Origin of the sequence: Microbacterium schleiferi (assembly GCF_038150145.1) — a bacterium.
GTDB classification, from domain to species: Bacteria; Actinomycetota; Actinomycetes; order Actinomycetales; family Microbacteriaceae; genus Microbacterium; species Microbacterium schleiferi_B.
Window position 1 is genome coordinate 228739 of the sequence record NZ_JBBWSA010000007.1, and the last position, 18615, is coordinate 247353.

Consider the following 18615-nt stretch of genomic DNA (forward strand, 5'->3'; position numbering starts at 1 on the left):
GGATTTCCGCTTCGGTCAGAACCGCCCGCGATGTCCCCGGCCTCCGGTAGCGTGATTCGAAGCCGAATCGGCCGTCCCGACGAACGGAGAACCATGAAGGCTGTCATCGACAACGTTGTCATCGCGGAAGCTTCCCGCCATGATCTCCTCTCCATCGAGGGGAACTGGTACTTCCCGCCGAGCAGCATCGTAGCCGGCGCACTGGTCGAGAGTCCGACTCCCTACACGTGCCCGTGGAAGGGCGTGTGCCAGTACTACGACATCGTCGCCGACGGGGTTACTCACTCGGACGGCGCGTGGGCATACCCGACGCCGTATCCCAGCGCGTTCGAGCGTGTGGGGGCTGACTTCTCGGGCTATGTCGCCTTCGGGAAGGACGTGTCGGTCATCGACTGACCCGGTGCCGCCGTGATCATCTTCGACGACGTCACGAAGCAGTTTCCCGACGGAACCCGCGCGGTCGACGGATTCAACCTGACGCTCCCCGCGCACAAGACGACGGTCTTCGTCGGCTCCTCGGGCTGCGGCAAGACGACTCTGCTGCGCATGATCAACCGCATGGTGGAGCCCTCGTCCGGCGTCGTGTCCATTGATGGCGAGGACATCGCCGGCAAGGACCCCGTCAAGCTGCGCCGGGGGATCGGCTACGTCATGCAGAACTCGGGCCTCCTGCCGCACTACACCGTGATCGACAACATCGCGACGGTTCCGGTGCTGCAGGGACTGTCGCGCTCGGCGGCTCGGAGCCGCGGTCTCGAGCTCATGGACACGGTAGGTCTTGATCGATCGTTCGCCAAGCGCTACCCGAGCCAGCTTTCCGGCGGCCAGCAGCAGCGCGTGGGGGTGGCGCGCGGCCTTGCGGCTGACCCCAACATCCTGCTGATGGACGAGCCCTTCGGCGCTGTCGACCCGATCGTGCGCGCCGAACTGCAGCAGGAGTTGCTGCGGCTGCAGGACGAGGTCGACAAGACGATTGTGTTTGTCACGCACGACATCGACGAGGCGTTTCTGCTGGGTGACCAGGTGGTCATCCTCGAGAAGGGCGCGCACATCGCGCAGGTCGGTACGCCGAGTGAGATCCTCGAGAATCCGGCATCCGAATTCGTGGCCTCGTTCATCGGCGCCGATCAGGGCAAGCGCTCGCTGCGGTTGAAGAAGACCGCCACCGGCACTGCAGTGATCGATGGGCAGGGGCGCACGCAGGGCATGCTCAGCGATCCGGACGAGAGCGCGCGAGGCGTCCCGTCGTGAGCTGGGTTCTGGACAACCTCGGCCTGATCCTCCAGCTGTCGGTGGAGCACCTCCGCCAGTGTCTGATCGCGATCCTCCTCGGGTTCGTTCTGTCGATTCCGCTGGGCTTTCTTGCCTGGCGGTTCCGTCTCCTCCGGGGTGCTGTCGTCACCATCACCGGATTGATGTACACCATCCCCTCGCTCGCGCTACTGTTTCTGCTCCCCGCCCTCTTCGGGTATGTAGCGTTCAGCGATCTGAACCTCATCCTCGCGCTGACGCTCTACGCGATCGCGCTTCTGGTGCGGTCGGTTGTCGACGGACTCAACTCTGTCGACGAGGGCGTACGTGGCGCTTCCACTGCTATGGGCTTCTCAGGTGCGCGTCGGTTCTTCGCCGTCGAGCTTCCGCTGGCCGGCCCCGTCATCCTCGCGGGTCTGCGGGTTGCTGCCGTGAGCACGATCGCGCTTGCACCGGTGGGCATTCTCGTGGGCGTGTCGAATCTGGGGTACCTGTTCACCAATGGTCTCCAGCGCCGCATCATCCCCGAGGTCCTCGCGGGGGTCGTCGCCGTCGTCATTCTCGCCCTCGTGATCGATCTCGTGCTGGTTCTGATCGGGCGGATACTGATGCCGTGGACGCGCCGGACGCGAGTACGGCCTCGCGCAGCCTCATCCGCTGCTCCTGCGGAGGCGAGCGCATGAATCTTCTCATCGACGCCTGGGCCTGGATCATCGCACCCGAACAATGGTCCGGCCGATACAGCCTGCCAACGCTGCTGCTCGAGCAGCTGGGCTACACCTTCGCCGCCGTCGGAATCGCCGCTTTCATCGCCGTGCCGATCGGCTGGGCGATCGGACACACCGGCAAAGGACGCGAGGTCGCTGTTGCCGTTTCGGGCGCGGCGCGCGCCATTCCCTCGTTCGGGCTGCTGATTCTTCTCGTCCTGGTCATCGGTGTGACGCGCCGGGCTGAGGCTGCGCTGATCACGTTCGTCCTCCTTGCCATCCCGTCTCTGCTGGCCGGCGCCTACACGGGCCTCCAGGCAATCGATCGGGCCACGATCGACGCGGCGCGCGCCATGGGGATGACTCGCTGGCAGATCCTGTGGCGCGTCGAGGTTCCGCTGGGTCTCCCGCTGCTGGTCGGCGGGCTGCGGACCGCCACTTTGCAGGTCGTCGCAACCGTCACCATCGCCGCCTACGTGAACCTGGGTGGGCTGGGATTCCCGATCATCCAGGGCCTTCCACTGCGGGCGTTCGATCAGGTTCTTGCCGGATCGATTCTCGTCGCCCTTCTCGCCCTGGTCCTCGATGGTCTGCTCGCCCTCCTGCAGCGCGCTGCAGTGCCGCGGGGACAGCGCGCCACGAAGACCCGGCGTACGCCATCCGACACCGGGCCCCGGTCCGCCCAAACGCCCGCTCGGGTCCCTGACACCGTCGCGTCTAGCCCGTCCACCTGACCGCACCATCCCGCACCACCAGAAAAGAAAGAGGCACCATGACCACCACACGCACCCTCCGCGCCGCCGCGCTCGTCGGCGCCGCCGCGCTGCTGCTGGCCGGCTGCGCTTCGGGCAACCCGCTCGAGGAACCCACCGACGGTAGCGGCAGCGGCGAGATGATGTCCGACACGATCGTGGTCGGCTCGCAGGCTTACTACTCCAACGAGATCATCGCCGAGATCTACGCGCAGGCTCTCGAGAACGCCGGCTTTGATGTCGAGCGTCAGTTCAACATCGGGCAGCGGGATGCCTACATCCCGGCGCTCGAGAGCGGCGAGGTGACGCTCTTCCCGGAGTACAGCGGAAACCTCCTGCAGTACTTCGACCCTGAGACGACGGCACGCACAGCCGATGAAGTCTACGCGGCACTGCCCGACGCGCTGCCGGAAGGACTGGTTGTGCTCGACCAGTCCACCGCGACCGACCAGGACTCGTACACCGTCACCTCAGCATTCGCCGATCAGTACGGTCTCGTCTCGATCGCCGACCTCGCTAACGTCACCGAGCCCCTGACGCTCGGCGGCCCGCCGGAGCTTGCCGAGCGCCCCTACGGGCCGACGGGGCTTGCCGACGTGTACGGCATCGACGTCGGCTTCTCGGCGACGGGCGACACCACGTTCGAGGACCTCGAAGCTGGCACGATCAACCTCGCCAACATCTACACGGCCGACCCGCGCATCCAGACCGCGGGCCTCGTCGTTCTCGAGGACCCCGAGGGGCTTTTCCTGGCTTCGAATGTCGTCCCGGTCGTGAACGCGGATGTCGCTGACGAGATCGCCGACGTCATCAACGCCGTGAGCGCCGCCCTGACCCCCGAGGGTCTGGTTGCGCTGAACGTGCAGAGCACGGTTGACGAGATGTCGCCCGCCGACATCGCGTCGCAGTGGCTGCAGGAGAACGGCCTGAGCTAACAGCGCGACGTCAACGAAGCGGCTGCCACCCGAGAGAGGGTGGCAGCCGCTTCGGCGTTGGAGGGGTGGTGGGTCAGCGGCCGAACAGGCTCGCGAAGAAGCCTTTCGATGGCTCGTTTTCGTGCCCGGCACAGCGCTGCGCTTTCGGGACCCCGGCGAGGGCCTGCTGCACGTGCTGGCCGCAGCCGCCCCACGTGACCTTGCCGCACTTCCGGCACGTCGTCTGATAGCACATGGTGTCTCCTTCACTGGCTGCGCGGGCAGCACAAATGGCGGTCCGTCACCGTGACGGTCCGAGCGATGAGTGTTCGGGGATGCGGCTCAGGCGAGCGACAGGAAGAGCTTCTCGAGCTCCTCCTGCGTCAGGCCCTCGGCCTCGGCGGTGCCGTCCGGGTCGGCGACGCAGTCGCGCATCGCCGCCGAGATGATGGCGAACCCGGCGCGGTCGAGAGCGCTCGTGACGGCAGACAGTTGCGTCACGATGTCGCGGCACGTGTCACCGGCCTCAACCGAAGCGATGACAGCGTTCAGCTGACCCTGTGCGCGCTTGAGCCGGTTGGTGATGCGCTTGCGTGTTGCAGCCTGCTCCTCGGGGGTGCCGGTGATCATCATGCGTGGACCTCTTCTCTGACAAGAATGCTGGCGGCCTGATCGCCCCACCACTGGCGAAGGGTCTGCGTCCCACCCGACAGGGAGAACGCGTCAAAGCCGTTTCCTACCAGGATGCGGTAAGCGATGTTCGATCGGACGCCCGCCGCGCACAGCGCTGCGATCGGGCGGCCCTGCGCTGCCTCACGTACCTCGTCGATGCGCTCACGAAGTTCGGTGTGTGGAATGTTCAGCGACCCCTCGATGTGGCCGCTGCTGTATTCGCGCGGAGTTCGGACGTCGAGGATCAGTGCGGATTCCCGCATCTGGTCGAGCTCGTCGGCATACCAGAGCTTCAGCCGCCCGTTCTCGACGTTTTCGGCGACCATCCCGACGAGATTCACGGCGTCTTTGGCTTGACCGTACGGCGGCGAGTAGGCAAGGTCGAGATCCATGAGGTCGGTCGCCGGCAGGCCGGCACGGATCGCGGTCGCGAGAACATCGATGCGCTTGTCGACTCCTTCATAACCCACGGCCTGCGCTCCAAGGACTCGTCCATCGTCCGTCGAGACATGCACGATCAGGTGCACGGTCGAGGCTCCAGGAAAGTAGCCGGCGTGCTGCATCGGGTGCAGGTGGATCGTCGTGTAGTCGATTCCCGCGGCATCCAGGCTCGCACGGTTCGCCCCGGTCATCGCTGCCGTGATCTCGCCGACGCGCACGATGGCAGTGCCGACGGGCTGGGGGATGGGCCGGCCGCCAGCCATGCCGAAGATGTCGTCGGCGATGAGCCGACCGGCGCGGTTGGCGGGGCCGGCGAGGGGCACGGGGCGCTGGACGCCTGTGACGGCATCCGTGCTGATGACCGCGTCGCCGGCGGCCCAGACTCCCTCAGCGGAGGTGCGTCCGCGATCGTCGACGACAATCGCGCCTCGAGCCGTCTCGATTCCTGCAGTCTCCACGAACGCGGTGTCGGGGCGAACGCCGACCGAGAGGACCACGAGGTCGGTCGGGATGCGGGTGCCATCCGCGAGGACGACGACATCCTCATCGTCGCCGACCTCGACGCTCTCGGCGGCGACACCGGCGTGGACCCGGATGCCGAGATTTCGCAGCTGTGTCGTCACGACAGAGGCCATCTCGCGCTCGAGCGGCGGGAGAACATGCGGGGCAAGCTCGACGACGTCGACCTCGAGCCCGCGATGGCGCAGGGCCTCGGCGGCCTCGAGTCCGATGAACCCGGCGCCGAGCACGACGCCGCGCGTGGCGCCGTCATCGACCCACTTCTTGAGGGTCACGGCGTCCGCCACGGTGCGAAGCGTCCGCACTCGCGGGGAGTCGAGCCCGGGGAGGGGCGGCCGAATGGCGACGGCGCCCGGTGCGAGGATGAGCGCGTCGTAGCTGAGGTCTTCGACGCCGGAGGTCGAGGCGACAGTGACAGCCTTCGCGGCCGTGTCGATCGCTGTCACATCGTGCCCGGTCCGCACGTCCAGGTTGAGGCTTGCGCGCAGGGTCTCGGGCGTGTGCAGAAGCAGCGACCCCTCGTGGGGGATCTCGCCGCCGACGTGGTACGGAAGGCCGCAGTTCGCGAACGAGACCTCGGGGCCGCGTTCGAGCACAATGATCTCGGCTGACTCGTCGTGACGGCGGGCGCGGGCGGCCGCGCTCATCCCGGCGGCCACGCCGCCTACGATGACGATGCGCATGGAGCACTCACTTTCTGGAGAAGAGATGCAATGAGCATACCCCAGGGGGTATACGGGGGGCAAGCTGACCGCATCACGAGAGCCACCTCGTGCCAGCGAGGGACAACTCGGCTCGACGAGGGACAACTCGGCTCGACGAGGGACAACTCGGCTCGACGAGGGACAACTCGGCTCGAGGAGGGACAACTCGGCTGGAGGAGGGACAACTCGGCTCGAGGAGGGACAACTCGGCTGGAGGAGGGACAACTCGGCTGGAGGAGGGGGCTAGGTTGCGAGCTCGGTGAGCTCGAACCACCGCTCCTCGAGAGAGGCGGTCTCTGTTTCGACCTCGCGGAGTTCATCGCCGAGGCGCGTCAGACCCGCGAAGTCGCTCTGGTCGTGCGCTGCCATCCGCTCGTGGATCTCGGCGGTGCGCTGGGTCAGTCGCTCCAACTTGCGTTCGATCGCGCTCAGCTCCTTCTGTGCGGCGCGCAGATCGGCGCCCGACAGCCCCGGTTCCGACGTCTGCTGGGCTGCCGACGCGGCGCCCGATCGGTCAGGTCCGGCATCCGTGGTCTGCTCTCGCAGCCGGAGGTACTCGTCCACCCCGCCGGGGAGGTGCCGTAGTCGTCCCGCGCCGCCGGGTCCGGGGAGGATCGCGTACTGCTGGTCGGTGACGCGCTCCAGGAAGTACCGGTCGTGGGAGACGACCAGCAGAGTGCCCGGCCACGAGTCGAGGAGGTCTTCCATCGCCGCGAGCATGTCGGTATCGAGGTCGTTGGTCGGTTCGTCCAGGATGAGAACGTTCGGCTGGTCCAGCAGGATCAACAGCAGCTGCAGGCGGCGCTTTTGCCCTCCCGAGAGGTCGCGCACGGGAGTCGAGAGCTGCGCGGATGAGAAGCCGAGCCGTTCAAGCAGTTGGCCTGGGGTGAGTTCTTGCGCTTTCGAGCCGGAACCGATCGTGTAGCTGGTGCGGAGCCCACCGATCACGACACGTACAGGGTCGGCCAGGTGCTGCTCGAGTTCGTCGAGACGCTGCGTGAGGGTTGCCACCCGCACGGTCTTTCCCCGCTTGACCCGGCCGCCCGTGGGAGAGACGCTGCCGTCGACGAGCCCGAGAAGGGTGGACTTCCCGGCGCCGTTGACGCCAAGGATTCCGGTCCGCTCGCCCGGCGCGATGCGCCACTCGATGTCTCGGAGGATCTCGCGGCCATCGAAACTCACCGAGGCATCCAGCAGATCGACCACGTCTTTGCCAAGGCGGGTGACTGCCAGCGACTGCAGTTCGGTGGAGTTGCGGATCTCGGGGACATCCGCGATCAGCGCGTTGGCCGCATCGATGCGGAACTTCGGCTTGGAGGTTCGTGCCGGGGCGCCGCGGCGCAGCCAGGCTAGTTCCTTGCGCGCGAGGTTCTGTCGACGTGCCTCGATGGCGGCAGCCTGGCGATCGCGTTCGACGCGCTGCAGGATATAGGCCGCATAGCCGCCCTCGAACGGTTCGACGATCCGGTCGTGCACCTCCCATGTGAGGGTGCACACCTCGTCGAGGAACCACCGGTCGTGGGTCACAACCAGCAGCGCCCCGGCGTTCGCTGTCCACCGCTTCTTGAGATGTGCGGCGAGCCACGCGATCCCCTCCACGTCGAGGTGGTTCGTCGGTTCGTCCAGGATCAGGACGTCCCAGTCGCCGATGAGCACTGCTGCGAGGGCGACGCGGCGCCGTTGACCGCCCGACAGGGTCGAGAGGGGAGCGTTCCAGTCCAGGTCCGTGACCAGCCCGGCGAGGACGTCACGGATGCGGGCGTCGCCTGCCCACTCGTGCTCGTCGAGGTCGCCGACGATCGCTCGTCCCACCGTCTGGTTGTCATCGAGGGTGTCCTGCTGGTCGACGACACCGATGCGGGTGCCGCCACGGACGGTGACCTTGCCGGCATCCGGTTCGAGGCGGCCGGCGATCATGGCGAGCAGGCTCGACTTGCCGTCGCCGTTTCGTCCGACGATCCCGATTCGGTCACCTTCGGCGATGCCGAGGGTCACGGAATCGAAAACCACTTTCGTGGGGAACTCGAGGTGCAGCGACTCAGCGCCGAGAAGATGTGCCATCCCTTCCAGGCTAGGCGCCGCGCGGGGTTCAGCCGCGCGTCAGTACCAGAAGCTCAATCGGGGGGACTCGACGGTCTGGAAAACGCGTGCGATCCGCGTCGGATCGTCAGCTTCGACTCGACCGGCACGGGCCAGGGTCGACACCGACACGCCTCCCAGGAACAGCGACGACAGCTCGCGTACGCCGAGCCGCAGCAGGGGAACACCGGCCGGGGGAGCATCGACTGCCTCAACTGTCGCGCGACCCTCGGCATCCGTCGTCGCGATGAACGTGCCACCCGCGATCCCCAGCGAGTCGTCAACCTCGAGGGCGATGGTGTCCGCGGCGCCGAAGCGTCGGCTCGTGAGAGCTGCCGGTACGTCGAGGATGCGCACGTATTGATGGTCGGTCACGGTGATCTTCGCGGCCCGCTGGTCGGCGATCATCCACCATAGGGGCTCGTCGAGGCCGAGTTCTGATGCGCGCAGAAGCGCGATGAGATCCATCTCGAGGAGGAACCGCCACAGGCCCGCGTACGCATCGTCGGTCGCGGCGAGCAGCCACGACAGCTCGAGCGTCGACTCGCTGAAGTCGTCGGGGTTCTCGACCACGCGGTAGACCGCAAGCCCATCAACCTCACCCGCGGGCGAGCGGTACTGGATGGTGCGCAGCCGCTCGGCCTTCTCGGCATCGGGGCTCGTGCCGAAGAACCGATTGAGATGTCCTCCGGGAAGAGCAATCTCGCCGGGGGAGGTGACGCGCACGCGCTCGTGCAGGGCTTCGGCGACCTCTCGCGCCTGGTCGCGGGAAACGAAGTCCACGCGCCCCGGTGCCTCGGGTCCGATCCACCCGGCACGCCGCGTGCGGATCTCCCAGTTCGCAGCGGCGGCTGCCGCACCGAACCCGAACCGGCCGTAGATGGTCGACTCGCTGACGGTCAGCGCTGCCACCGGCAGCCCGAGCGAGGCGGCGGTTCGCAGCTCCCCCGCCATCACAGAACGAAGGATGCCGCGCCGCCGGTGCGTCGGTGCAACGGTCACCGAGCTGATGGCGCTGGCTTGGACGGTGCCACCGGGGACGGTGAGTTCGGTGGGCCATGACGCAAACGTCGCGACCGGAATCTCGGGCTGCGGGCAGGTGGCATCGTAGACGCCGAGCTTGCGGCGGTGAGCGGTGTGTCCGACGAAGGCTTCGCGGCGAACCTCGACCGGCTCGTCTTCGAGAAACCCGCGAGCGACCGCGGACAACCACGGATCGTTCTGCACCCTCGTGGCGTTGTCGATCTGCTCGATGCGCAGGCCCTGGTTGGCGAGAGCTTCCGACATCGCGGCGTCAAGTGGCGCGTCGTGAAATGGCTGCTGGTCGTCACTCATCATGCCCCCACGCTACGCGGACAGTGCGACACCGCATGCCGCCCGCCCCGTCGCTCCAGCGAGCCGGTGCTCAGTGGAAGGCGTACTCGAGGATCGCGACGAAAGCGCCGAGAAAGGCGGTTCCGGTGGCACCAAGGATGCGCTTGGCGATTCCGGCGCCCGTGCGGGAATAGGCGACGTAGCCGAGGAACGCGAGCACCAGCATCGTGACCCACAGCGCATAGGCCGACGCGTCATCCGCGGTCCTCCCCGCGGCCCCGGCGATCACCATGGCAAGCGTGGGCGGCACTGCTGCCCACAGCATTCCAGCCGAGTGTGTCAACGCGTAGCGTGTGGCTGTGCCCAGCGGATGCTTGCCGTGGTCGGCGAGCGTATAGGCGAAGACGTGGGCAATGAAGAACACGATGAGCGTGGCTACCGATGACACGACCACTTCGGCCACATCGGTCTCGTAATCGGACGTGATCATCAAGAGCGCCGAGTAGACGATGAGTCCGTACACCGCAGCCGGTGTTCGAAACCGGACATCGAACCAGTCGTGCCAGCCCCCTGTTCTCGCTCCATCGCGATTTCCGGTGGCGGGAGTCTCGGGCGAACCGGCGTCCATGAATCCGTCTTCTGTGTCAGACATCGAACCCCAGGGAGAGTTTGCGCAGCAGGGCTGCGAGGCGGTCACGGTCGGCGCGGGAGAGGCTTTCGAGCAGCACCGCTTCAGCGTCCACGAGACGGGTGATGGCGGCATCCACACGGGTTCGTCCCTCGTCGGTGAGGGTCACCAGGATGCCGCGTCCGTCGCCCGGATCGGACTCACGCCGCACAAGCCGGCGACCGACGAGCCTGTCGATGCGGTTGGTCATCGTGCCCGAGGACACGAGTGTCTGCTGCAGCAGCTGCTTCGGGCTCAGCTGGAACGGCTCGCCCGCCCGTCGCAACGCGGACAGGACGTCCCACTCCCAGGGCTCGAGCTCCGAGCGGCGGAAGGCTTCGCGCCGCGCCCGGTCCAGGTGGCGGGAGAGGCGGTCGACCCGCGAGAGTACTTCGAGGGGCGAGAAGTCCAAGTCGGGTCGCTGGGCGCTCCAGGCACCGACGATACGGTCGACTTCGTCGGATTCAGCGGGCACTGAGCCATTATCTCGACTGTCGCGGCCATTCTCCCGGGCGACGAGTCCTCTGGCAGACTGGAACGCGGCCGCGTCACGCGCCGGTCCGCCGTGGTGTAATGGCAGCACGACAGCCTTTGGAGCTGTGAAGTCTAGGTTCGAGTCCTGGCGGCGGAGCATGGCTGAGAACCCAACCCCCGTCGCCGTCATCATTCTGGCGGCAGGCCAGGGGACCCGGATGAAGTCCGCCACACCCAAGGTCCTTCACCAGATCGGTGGTCTTCCGCTGATCGGCCATGTGCTGCGCACTGCTTCGGCACTTGCCCCGACGCGCGCTGTCGTCGTAGTCCGTCACGAGCGCGATCTCGTGGCGGATGCCGTCACCGGCCTGCTTCCGGGAGTCGGCGTGGTCGACCAGGACGAGGTTCCCGGTACCGGCCGTGCCGTGGAGCTGGCACTGACGGCGCTCGACGGCTTCGACGGGGATGTGCTGGTGCTGAGCGCCGATGTTCCGCTCGTTGAGGTCAGCGTCGTCGAGGGGCTGCTTGCGCGCCATCGTGCCGCAGCGGCGTGTGCGACGCTGCTGTGCGCGACGCTCGATGACGCCACGGGATACGGTCGCGTCATCCGCGGTGCCGACGGGGCTGTCGAACGCATCGTCGAACAGAAGGATGCGTCGCCCGACGAGCTCGCCGTGCGGGAGATCAATACCGGCATCTACGTGTTCCGCGCCGCGCAGCTGCGCACGAGCCTTGCCTCGGTAGGTACGGCAAACGCCCAGGGCGAGAAGTACCTCACTGATGTCATCGGGATCCTCCGCGGAGCCGGTGAGATCGTCGCGGCATCCGAGGCGCCTGCGGCGCAGGACGCGCTCGGCGTGAACGACCGCGTGCAGCTGTCGGAGGCTGCGCGCACACTCAACGCCAGGACGGTGCGTCGCTGGCAGCTGGAGGGTGCCACGATCCTCGACCCTGCGACGACCTGGATCGATGTGACGGCCACCCTCGCTCCCGACGTCACGGTGCTGCCGAACACGCACGTCCTGCGCGCCACGACCGTCGAGCGCGGGGCGACGATCGGCCCTGACACCTCACTCGTCGACTGCGAGGTGGGAGAGAACGCGACAGTCACCCGCACCGACGCGACGCTTGCGGTCATCGGGCGCGGCGCAACGGTCGGACCGTTCGCGTATCTTCGCCCCGGGGCGACTCTGGACGCGCAGAGTAAGGTCGGCACGTTCGTCGAGATCAAGAACTCGACGATCGGTGAGCGCAGCAAGGTTCCGCACCTGTCCTACATCGGCGACACCACGATCGGGCGCGGCGTCAACCTCGGTGCCGGAGCGATCACCGCCAACTACGACGATCTCGCCAAACATCGCACCGAGATCGGCGACGAGGTCCACTCCGGGTCGCACAACGTCTTTGTTGCGCCCGTTAGGATCGGAGACGGTGCGAAGACCGGCGCCGGTGCCGTCATCCGCAAGGATGTCCCTCCCGGTGCGCTGGCTCTGAGCGTTGCCCCCCAGCGCAACATCGAGGGGTGGGTCGAGAACAACAGACCGGGAACAGCCGCCGCCGAGGTCGCCGCGCGGGCCCGGTCCGCACAGGAAGCGGACAATGGCGAGCAAGAACAAGACGGTTGATCTCGACAGGGAAAGTGGCATCGCCCCCGGCCTGGTCGCCAAGACCAAGAAGCGCCTGGTCGTCGCAACCGGCCGCTCGCACCCGAGCCTTGCCGATGACGTCGCTACAGCGCTCGGCACGAACCTCGTTCCCACCGAGTACCGCACCTTCGCCTCCGGCGAGATCTTGACGCGCTTCGAGGTCTCGATCCGTGGTTGCGACCTCTTTCTCATCCAGTCGTTCGGCCCGCCGGTCAACGAATGGATGATGGAACTGTTGATCATGCTGGATGCCGCCAAGCGGGCTTCCGCGAAGCGGATCACCGTCGTAGCGCCCTACTTCCCCTACTCCCGTCAGGACAAGAAGGGGCGCGGGCGTGAGCCGATCAGCGCGCGCCTCGTCGCCGACCTGCTGAAGACGGCCGGAGCCGACCGAGTCATGAGCGTCGATCTGCACGCCGCTCAGATCCAGGGCTTCTTCGACGGACCCGTTGATCACCTCTTCGCCAAGCCGGTACTGCTGGAGTACTTCGAAGAGAACCTCTCACCGGAAGACCGCGCCAAACTCACCGTCGTCTCGCCGGATACCGGCCGCGTCCGCGTCGCCGACACGTGGTCGGACAGCCTCGGTGCGCCGCTCGCGATCATCCACAAGCGGCGCGACCCGAATGTGGCGAACCAGGTCACGGTCAGCGAGATCGTCGGCCAGGTCGACGGCCGCGTCTGCCTTCTCGTCGACGACATGATCGACACCGGCGGCACGATCGTCAAGGCGGCGCAGGCGCTGAAGAAGAACGGCGCCGAGCGGGTCATCGTCGCCGCGACCCACGCCGTCTTCAGTGATCCGGCCAGCGAACGGCTCCAGGATGCGGCAATCGATGAGGTCGTCGTGACCGACACGATTCCGATCCCCGACCGCAAGCGCTGGGACACCCTCACGGTGCTCCCCATCGCCCCGCTGCTGGCGCGCGCGATCCGCGAAGTATTCGAGGACGGCTCGGTCACGAGCATGTTCGACGGTGCGGCCTGAGCCGACATCCTTGCGCATCCGTCGCCGCCTCAAAGCCCATGCATAGGCATGAAAGCGAAGATGGCGGAGACGATCCCCAGGAAGGACTGCTCATGATTCGCACCCCCTCCCGTCCCGTACGCGTCGGCGTCGCCCTCATCGGTGTTGCCGGGGCTCTGAGCCTCGCCGGCTGCGGCGCAGCCACGACGGCGGCCGACACCGGCTCCACCCAGACGGATGCCGGAACAGCCGATGCGGGCACGGGATCGAGCTCTTCCGGCGGCTACGCGGATGGCACCTATACCGCGGAGGGGTCGTACGCGACGCCTGAGTCGGTGGAAACGGTCACGGTGACGCTGACGATCGCCGACGACACCGTGACGGATGTCGAGGTGACGGGTAACCCGCAGGCGCGCGAGTCCGAGCAGTACCAGTCCCAGTTCATCGGCGGGATCAGCGACGAGGTCGTGGGCAAGAGCCTTGATGACGTCTCGGTCAGCCGTGTGTCGGGATCCTCGTTGACCAGCGGCGGGTTCATGCAGGCGGTCGAACTCATCAAATCCGAGGCTGCAGCCTGACCTTGTCGACGTGATGAGCGACGAGGCCCTCGCGAACGTGGAGCCGGCGGGGCGTTGGCGCTTCGAGGCGATCGGCACGCAGTGGACGATCGATACTCACGATCCGCTCACGGACGGGGAGCGCGCCGCCGTGCTCGCACTGATCGAGGACTTCGACCGGGAGTGGTCGCGCTTTCGCGAGGACTCCACCGTGAGCGCGCTGGCTTCGGGTGGCTCGCGTGCCCTCCCCGCTGATGCGGATGCGATGTTCGCTGTGTACGACGACCTCGGCGGGGCAACGGATGGGGCGGTGAACCCGCTCGTGGGGGTATCGCTCGAAGCTCTCGGGTACGACGCGTCGTACTCGCTGCGCCCGGGGGACCCCATCAGTGCCACGCGCGACTGGCGTCGAGTCGTCTCAACCGGAGCGGGCGCTTTGACGGTCTCGCAACCGGCTCTCATCGATGTCGGCGCGATCGGAAAGGGTCGCCTCGTCGATCTCGTGCACGAGCGCCTGAACGACGGCGCACGACGCAATCTCGTCATCGACGCCGGGGGCGACATCCGCTGCTCGGGTGTGCGTGAACGGATCGGACTCGAGCACCCGTACGATCCGACGCGGATCATCGGTGTCGTTGATCTTGAGGATGCTGCGCTGTGCGCTTCGGCGACCAATCGGCGTGCCTGGGGCGACGGTCTGCACCACGTCCTCGACGCTCGCACAGGCGTGCCTGTTCGATCCGTCGCGGCGACCTGGGCTGTTGCCTCCACGGCAATGATGGCTGACGCGACGGCTACGGCGCTGTTTTTCGATGGCGGCCCGGAACTTGCGCATCGGTGGGGCGTCGAGTGGGTGCGCATGACGACTGCTGGACTTGTCGAATGGTCTCCCGGATTCGGGACAGAGCGGTGTAGGGCAGAGTTGTTCACATGATCGGATGGTTGACCGCAGGCTGGAATCGTGTGTTCGCGGTGCTCGGCAAGGTCTCGATGTATCGCATGGCCTTCCTGGCACTGCTAGCCCTGACCGTCGTCGCCTTCGGAGTCTCTTTCTTCGGACTGGTCGCTCCCAGCCCGCTGGAGATGCTCGCCACCCTCGTGGTGCTTACCGTCGTGTGCGGGGCCATCGATGTCGTCGCGCACCGGATCATCGGGCAATCGCTCCGCCTCGAGTCCTCGGTGATCACCGCGTTCATCCTGCTGTTCGTCCTGCGGCCCACGCTGGATCCGGTCGCGCTGGCGGGGGTCGCCTTGGCAGGTGCCGTGGCGGCCGCATCCAAGTACCTGTTGGCCTGGCGTGGCCGCCACATCTTCAACCCGGCAGCGGTCGGGGCTGCGGTTCTCACGATCGTGAGTATTTGGATTCCGGCGCTCGGTGCGTCGGCGTGGTGGGTGGGAACGCCGGTACTTGCGGCGCCGGTCGTCGTTCTCGGTCTGGCGGTGCTGTGGCGTACCGAGAAGATCCGCGTGGTCCTCGTGTTCCTGCTGATCGCCGTCGCAGTCGGCTTCGTGCGCACGACGATCCAGTACCAGACGGCAGGTCTCGCGGTCGATGCGCTGACGATCTTCTGGTCGCTGTTGTGGTCCTCGCCCTTCCTGTTCCTCGGTGTGTTCATGCTGTCCGAGCCGCTGACGCTGCCTCCCCGGCGCTGGCAGCAGTTCCTCGTCGCGGGTGTCGTCGGCGTTCTTGCCGGTTGGCCGATCTCGCTGGGTGATATCACCCTCGGCCAAGAGCGCGCGCTGTTGGTGGGGAACCTCGTTGCCTTCGCGTTCTCGGTGCGTGCTGCTGTCCGGCTGACTCTTGAGTCGCGCGAGATGATCACTCCGACGGTACGGATGCTGACCTTCACCGCCAAACGCCGCATCACCTTCCTTCCCGGGCAGTACCTCGAGCTCGACGTGCCGCACCGCAGGCCCGACGCACGCGGTACGCGCCGCGAATTCAGCATCGCGTCAGCTCCGGAAGACCTCCCCACGATCCGTATCGCCTTCCGGGAGTACCCGGAGGGCTCCGGCGGCCCTGCGCCCAGCTCGTACAAGCGCGCGCTCGCGGAGGTCGACGCCGGAGCATCCCTGGCTGTCACCGGAATCTGGGGCGACTTCGTCCTGCCGAACCGGCCTGAGACTCCCCTCCTCATGGTCGCCGCGGGAATCGGCGTCACGCCGTTCGTGTCGCAGCTGCGCCATCTTCACGCGAGCGGGCAGGCCCGTGACATCGTTCTGGTCTACGTCGCCTCCGAGGCTGCCGAGCTCGCCTTCCGTGACGACATCGCGGCATCCGGGGTGCCCGTGGTCGTCTTCACGCGTGATGACCCGGGATCGCTGCCCGCGAACTGGCGGTGGGCCCGCGGTGTGCGCCTGGACGCGCCCGGCCTGCTGCAGGTCGTGCCCGACCTGCATTCCCGGCATGCTGCAATCTCGGGCCCGCCCCGGCTGATCGCCGACCTCGCGCCAGCTCTCGAGCGGGCGAAGTCGGTCACCACCGATGCTTTCAGCGGCTACTGAGCGGCACCTGTCGGAGCCGCATCGGTGACATCGGCCCCGGCCCGACCCGCTTCTGCCGGAATCGGGAGGCGTACGGTGAACGTCGTGTTCCCGGGGCGGCTCTCCACGGTGATGTCGCCGTGATGGGCATGCACGATCGCACGTGCAATCGACAGGCCGAGCCCGGTTCCACCGGTTTGCCGGGCGCGTGATCTGTCGGCGCGCGAGAACCTCTCGAACAGTTCGTCAGCGATGGCCGGCTCGATCCCCGGCCCGTTGTCATGGACACGGATGACCGCGGCCTCCGTCTCTGAGCCGCCCTCGGTGGGCGAGTTCTCACGGCCGACTGAGAGGGTGACCTCGGTTCCGGCGGGCGTATGGGTCCGCGCGTTTGCGAGCATGTTCACGACCACCTGCTGCAGCCGGGCAGAATCGCCGGGCACGGTCACGGGCTCCTCGTCGACCTCGAGCAGCCAGACGTGTTCAGGACCTGCGACTTGCGCATCGCCAAGCGCTTCAACGGCCAGCTGCGTGAGATCCACGACCCCGTAGACGAGCTCCTGGCCCTCGTCGAGTCGTGCAAGAAGCAGGAGGTCTTCCACGAGCCGGGTCATCCGCAACGACTGCGCCTGAATCCTCGACAGGGCAGATTCGGTGGTCTCACTCAGCTCAGGGTCGCGCAGCGACAGTTCCGAATATCCGCGGATCGAGGCCAGCGGCGTGCGCAGCTCGTGGCTCGCGTCGGCGACGAACCTACGCATCCGCTCCTCGTTGCGCTGGCGGGCTTCCAGCGACGCGTCGACGTGATCCAGGAGTGTGTTCAGCGCGTGACCGACCCTGCCGATCTCGGTACGTTCATCGGTTTCGGATGCCGGGACGCGATCAGCGATCGAGACCTCGCCCTCGGCCATGGGGACACTCGCGACGCGCTCGGCGGTGTCGGCTACCACGCGAAGTGGCCGCAGACTCCGCCGCACGATGACCGTGACAGCGAGCCCCAGAAGCACAAGACCCCCCGCTGTCAGCAGGGCGACGGTCGTCGCGATCTGCGCGAGCGTCGCCGTCACCTGGCTGACCGGAAGCCCCGAGGCGATCGCGAAGCTACCGCCACCGAGCGCGACCATTCGGTAGGTGCCGACGCCGTCGATGGTGATCTCGCGGACGGGGCCACCCTCGCCCGGCTGGATCAGCTGCTGCACGATCTGGTCGACCTGCGAATCCTCGAGCGTTGTCACGGTTCCGGCCGCATCGACATACCCGCCCGTGACGGATCCGAAGGCTGACTCGATGACGATCAGAAAGCCCGGCTCGAACGGCCCGGACGCTAGGAGCGCGGCGGCATCCTCGGTGCCCGCGGCAACCTGGGGCGCGTCGTGGACGGTTCGCAGGGCCTTCGCGGTGGCTTCGGTGACCTCGTTGTCGAGGTTCGACTGCAGAATCGAGCCGAGGATCGCCCCCGTGGCGATGCTGACCGTCGCGAAGATCAGCGCCACGACCGCGACGATCGTGACGACCAGGCGCCCCTCCAGGCCCCACGGTCGCCATCCGCCCCGGTGAGAATCACTCACTGTGTTGGCGCCTTGATCATGTAGCCGACGCCACGCACGGTATGGATGAGCGGCTCCTTGCCCTGATCGATCTTCTTGCGCAGGTAGGAGATGTAGAGCTCCACGACGCTGGACCTGCCGCCGAAGTCGTAGTTCCAGACGCGATCCAGGATCTGCGCTTTGGACACAACTCGACGCTGGTTGCGCATCAGATAGCGCAGCAGTTCGAACTCCGTTGCCGTCAGCTCGATCTCGTCGCCGCCGCGCTCGACTTCGTGGCTGTCCTCGTTCAGAGACAGATCGGCAACGCGCAGGATCGGCTCGTCCTCGCTCTGCGTCGCCGTTCCAGCGCGGCGCATGAGACCGCGAAGTCGTGCCACGACTTCTTCGAGGCTGAACGGCTTCGTCACGTAGTCGTCGCCGCCTGCGGTCAAGCCCGCGACCCGGTCGGCGACGGCATCCTTCGCTGTCAGGAACAGCACGGGCACATCGTTACCGGACTGTCGAAGCCGATGCAGCACTGCCATTCCGTCGAGGTCAGGCATCATGATGTCGAGCACCATCGCGTCGGGCTCGAAGTCTCGGACGGCCTGCAGAGCTTCGAATCCGGATGCCGCGGTGCGAACATCCCAGCCTTCCATACGCAGAGCCATCGAAAGCAGGTCGGTGAGCATCTGCTCGTCATCGACGACGAGGATGCGAACAGCCGCGCCGTCGGGTCGGCGCAGGGCGGGGGCCGGAGATGTCATGGACTCATTGTGATGCTCCAGCTATGGGTTTCCTATGGAGGAAGTTATGCGCCGTCTGTGAAAATCGCGCTCACTGCTCCTTCTCGTGCAGAGCGTGATCCATAGGTTCGCCATAGCGATCCCTTTTTGGGCTCATCAGCGCCGTCCCTACCGTCGTGCCGATGGCTGCAA

At 66.8% G+C, this 18615-nt stretch carries 19 protein-coding genes and 1 tRNA gene; 11 read left to right on the forward strand and 9 right to left on the reverse strand.

What is annotated here, in order from left to right; genetic code table 11:
- Positions 1-93 precede the first annotated feature (93 nt).
- Genes AADH62_RS10260 through AADH62_RS10280 form a run of 5 tightly spaced genes read left to right on the forward strand, consistent with a single transcriptional unit; the run spans position 94 to position 3645 of the window.
- Positions 94-396 carry a DUF427 domain-containing protein gene (locus AADH62_RS10260; RefSeq protein ID WP_292733872.1) on the forward strand — a complete coding sequence of 101 codons (303 nt, stop codon included), beginning with the start codon at positions 94-96 and terminating at the stop codon, positions 394-396.
- 12 nt (positions 397-408) lie between these two features.
- Positions 409-1251 carry an ABC transporter ATP-binding protein gene (locus tag AADH62_RS10265; protein ID WP_292725727.1) on the forward strand — a complete coding sequence of 281 codons (843 nt, stop codon included), beginning with the start codon at positions 409-411 and terminating at the stop codon, positions 1249-1251.
- Positions 1248-1934 carry an ABC transporter permease gene (locus AADH62_RS10270; protein WP_341579392.1) on the forward strand — a complete coding sequence of 229 codons (687 nt, stop codon included), beginning with the start codon at positions 1248-1250 and terminating at the stop codon, positions 1932-1934. Before AADH62_RS10265 ends, AADH62_RS10270 begins: the two co-directional genes overlap by 4 nt.
- Complete coding sequence (locus tag AADH62_RS10275; RefSeq protein ID WP_341579393.1) at positions 1931-2692, forward strand: ABC transporter permease; 762 nt, start codon at positions 1931-1933, stop codon at positions 2690-2692. The genes AADH62_RS10270 and AADH62_RS10275 overlap by 4 nt, the downstream gene beginning before the upstream one ends.
- A 38-nt stretch (positions 2693-2730) precedes the next feature.
- A complete protein-coding gene (locus AADH62_RS10280) occupies positions 2731-3645 on the forward strand; it encodes an ABC transporter substrate-binding protein (protein ID WP_228176995.1) in 915 nt (304 codons plus the stop codon).
- Positions 3646-3718: 73 nt separating this feature from the next.
- On the opposite strand, the gene AADH62_RS10285 is transcribed toward AADH62_RS10280, so the two are convergent.
- The 7 genes from AADH62_RS10285 to AADH62_RS10315 form a co-directional block, all read right to left on the reverse strand.
- Positions 3719-3880 (reverse strand): hypothetical protein, encoded by a 162-nt coding sequence (locus AADH62_RS10285; RefSeq protein WP_195691894.1) that lies wholly within the window; start codon positions 3878-3880, stop codon positions 3719-3721.
- A gap of 86 nt (positions 3881-3966) precedes the next feature.
- Positions 3967-4254 (reverse strand): metal-sensitive transcriptional regulator, encoded by a 288-nt coding sequence (locus AADH62_RS10290; RefSeq protein WP_374197992.1) that lies wholly within the window; start codon positions 4252-4254, stop codon positions 3967-3969.
- On the reverse strand, positions 4254-5939 hold the full coding sequence (locus tag AADH62_RS10295) for an FAD-dependent oxidoreductase (RefSeq protein WP_228176997.1): 1686 nt from the start codon (positions 5937-5939) through the stop codon (positions 4254-4256). Before AADH62_RS10295 ends, AADH62_RS10290 begins: the two co-directional genes overlap by 1 nt.
- Before the next feature lie 264 nt (positions 5940-6203).
- Positions 6204-8021, reverse strand: coding sequence for an ABC-F family ATP-binding cassette domain-containing protein (locus AADH62_RS10300; RefSeq protein WP_292736158.1), 1818 nt, complete (start codon positions 8019-8021; stop codon positions 6204-6206).
- Positions 8022-8060: 39 nt separating this feature from the next.
- Complete coding sequence (locus tag AADH62_RS10305; protein WP_228176999.1) at positions 8061-9377, reverse strand: GNAT family N-acetyltransferase; 1317 nt, start codon at positions 9375-9377, stop codon at positions 8061-8063.
- A 67-nt stretch (positions 9378-9444) separates the two neighbouring features.
- Positions 9445-10005, reverse strand: coding sequence for a hypothetical protein (locus tag AADH62_RS10310; RefSeq protein ID WP_292736164.1), 561 nt, complete (start codon positions 10003-10005; stop codon positions 9445-9447).
- Entirely contained in the window at positions 9998-10495 is a 498-nt protein-coding gene (locus AADH62_RS10315) for a MarR family winged helix-turn-helix transcriptional regulator (protein WP_341579394.1), read from the reverse strand. The genes AADH62_RS10310 and AADH62_RS10315 overlap by 8 nt, the downstream gene beginning before the upstream one ends.
- Positions 10496-10579: 84 nt before the next feature.
- On the opposite strand from AADH62_RS10315, the gene AADH62_RS10320 reads away from it, so the two are divergent.
- From AADH62_RS10320 to AADH62_RS10345, 6 genes are all read left to right on the forward strand, one after another.
- A tRNA-Gln gene (locus AADH62_RS10320) sits at positions 10580-10651 on the forward strand.
- Position 10652: 1 nt separating this feature from the next.
- Entirely contained in the window at positions 10653-12119 is a 1467-nt protein-coding gene (gene glmU, locus AADH62_RS10325) for a bifunctional UDP-N-acetylglucosamine diphosphorylase/glucosamine-1-phosphate N-acetyltransferase GlmU (RefSeq protein WP_331792080.1), read from the forward strand.
- Positions 12094-13128: a ribose-phosphate diphosphokinase gene (locus tag AADH62_RS10330; protein WP_331792079.1), complete on the forward strand. Its 1035-nt coding sequence runs from the start codon at positions 12094-12096 to the stop codon at positions 13126-13128. Before glmU ends, AADH62_RS10330 begins: the two co-directional genes overlap by 26 nt.
- Before the next feature lie 92 nt (positions 13129-13220).
- A complete protein-coding gene (locus tag AADH62_RS10335) occupies positions 13221-13685 on the forward strand; it encodes an FMN-binding protein (protein ID WP_341579395.1) in 465 nt (154 codons plus the stop codon).
- Positions 13686-13698: 13 nt separating this feature from the next.
- Positions 13699-14598 (forward strand): FAD:protein FMN transferase, encoded by a 900-nt coding sequence (locus AADH62_RS10340; RefSeq protein ID WP_341579396.1) that lies wholly within the window; start codon positions 13699-13701, stop codon positions 14596-14598.
- Entirely contained in the window at positions 14595-16169 is a 1575-nt protein-coding gene (locus tag AADH62_RS10345; protein ID WP_341579397.1) for a flavodoxin reductase, read from the forward strand. The genes AADH62_RS10340 and AADH62_RS10345 overlap by 4 nt, the downstream gene beginning before the upstream one ends.
- Here AADH62_RS10345 and AADH62_RS10350 read toward each other — a convergent pair.
- Positions 16163-17716, reverse strand: a complete 1554-nt coding sequence (locus AADH62_RS10350) for a HAMP domain-containing sensor histidine kinase (RefSeq protein ID WP_341579398.1) — start codon at positions 17714-17716, stop codon at positions 16163-16165. The two genes, AADH62_RS10345 and AADH62_RS10350, sit on opposite strands and share 7 nt — an antisense overlap.
- Positions 17713-18444, reverse strand: a complete 732-nt coding sequence (locus AADH62_RS10355; RefSeq protein WP_300593831.1) for a response regulator transcription factor — start codon at positions 18442-18444, stop codon at positions 17713-17715. Before AADH62_RS10355 ends, AADH62_RS10350 begins: the two co-directional genes overlap by 4 nt.
- Positions 18445-18615 lie beyond the last annotated feature (171 nt).

What these genes read in the sequence shown, in the direction of transcription:
- AADH62_RS10285 (WP_195691894.1), bottom strand. Translation starts at nt 3,880, where the DNA reads ATGTGCTATCAGACGACGTGCCGGAAGTGCGGCAAGGTCACGTGGGGC.
- AADH62_RS10330 (WP_331792079.1), top strand. Translation starts at nt 12,094, where the DNA reads ATGGCGAGCAAGAACAAGACGGTTGATCTCGACAGGGAAAGTGGCATC.
- AADH62_RS10355 (WP_300593831.1), bottom strand. Translation starts at nt 18,444, where the DNA reads ATGACATCTCCGGCCCCCGCCCTGCGCCGACCCGACGGCGCGGCTGTT.
- AADH62_RS10290 (WP_374197992.1), bottom strand. Translation starts at nt 4,254, where the DNA reads ATGATCACCGGCACCCCCGAGGAGCAGGCTGCAACACGCAAGCGCATC.
- AADH62_RS10260 (WP_292733872.1), top strand. Translation starts at nt 94, where the DNA reads ATGAAGGCTGTCATCGACAACGTTGTCATCGCGGAAGCTTCCCGCCAT.
- AADH62_RS10310 (WP_292736164.1), bottom strand. Translation starts at nt 10,005, where the DNA reads ATGTCTGACACAGAAGACGGATTCATGGACGCCGGTTCGCCCGAGACT.
- AADH62_RS10305 (WP_228176999.1), bottom strand. Translation starts at nt 9,377, where the DNA reads ATGATGAGTGACGACCAGCAGCCATTTCACGACGCGCCACTTGACGCC.
- AADH62_RS10300 (WP_292736158.1), bottom strand. Translation starts at nt 8,021, where the DNA reads ATGGCACATCTTCTCGGCGCTGAGTCGCTGCACCTCGAGTTCCCCACG.
- AADH62_RS10340 (WP_341579396.1), top strand. Translation starts at nt 13,699, where the DNA reads ATGAGCGACGAGGCCCTCGCGAACGTGGAGCCGGCGGGGCGTTGGCGC.
- AADH62_RS10275 (WP_341579393.1), top strand. Translation starts at nt 1,931, where the DNA reads ATGAATCTTCTCATCGACGCCTGGGCCTGGATCATCGCACCCGAACAA.
- AADH62_RS10335 (WP_341579395.1), top strand. Translation starts at nt 13,221, where the DNA reads ATGATTCGCACCCCCTCCCGTCCCGTACGCGTCGGCGTCGCCCTCATC.
- AADH62_RS10295 (WP_228176997.1), bottom strand. Translation starts at nt 5,939, where the DNA reads ATGCGCATCGTCATCGTAGGCGGCGTGGCCGCCGGGATGAGCGCGGCC.
- AADH62_RS10345 (WP_341579397.1), top strand. Translation starts at nt 14,595, where the DNA reads ATGATCGGATGGTTGACCGCAGGCTGGAATCGTGTGTTCGCGGTGCTC.
- glmU (WP_331792080.1), top strand. Translation starts at nt 10,653, where the DNA reads ATGGCTGAGAACCCAACCCCCGTCGCCGTCATCATTCTGGCGGCAGGC.
- AADH62_RS10280 (WP_228176995.1), top strand. Translation starts at nt 2,731, where the DNA reads ATGACCACCACACGCACCCTCCGCGCCGCCGCGCTCGTCGGCGCCGCC.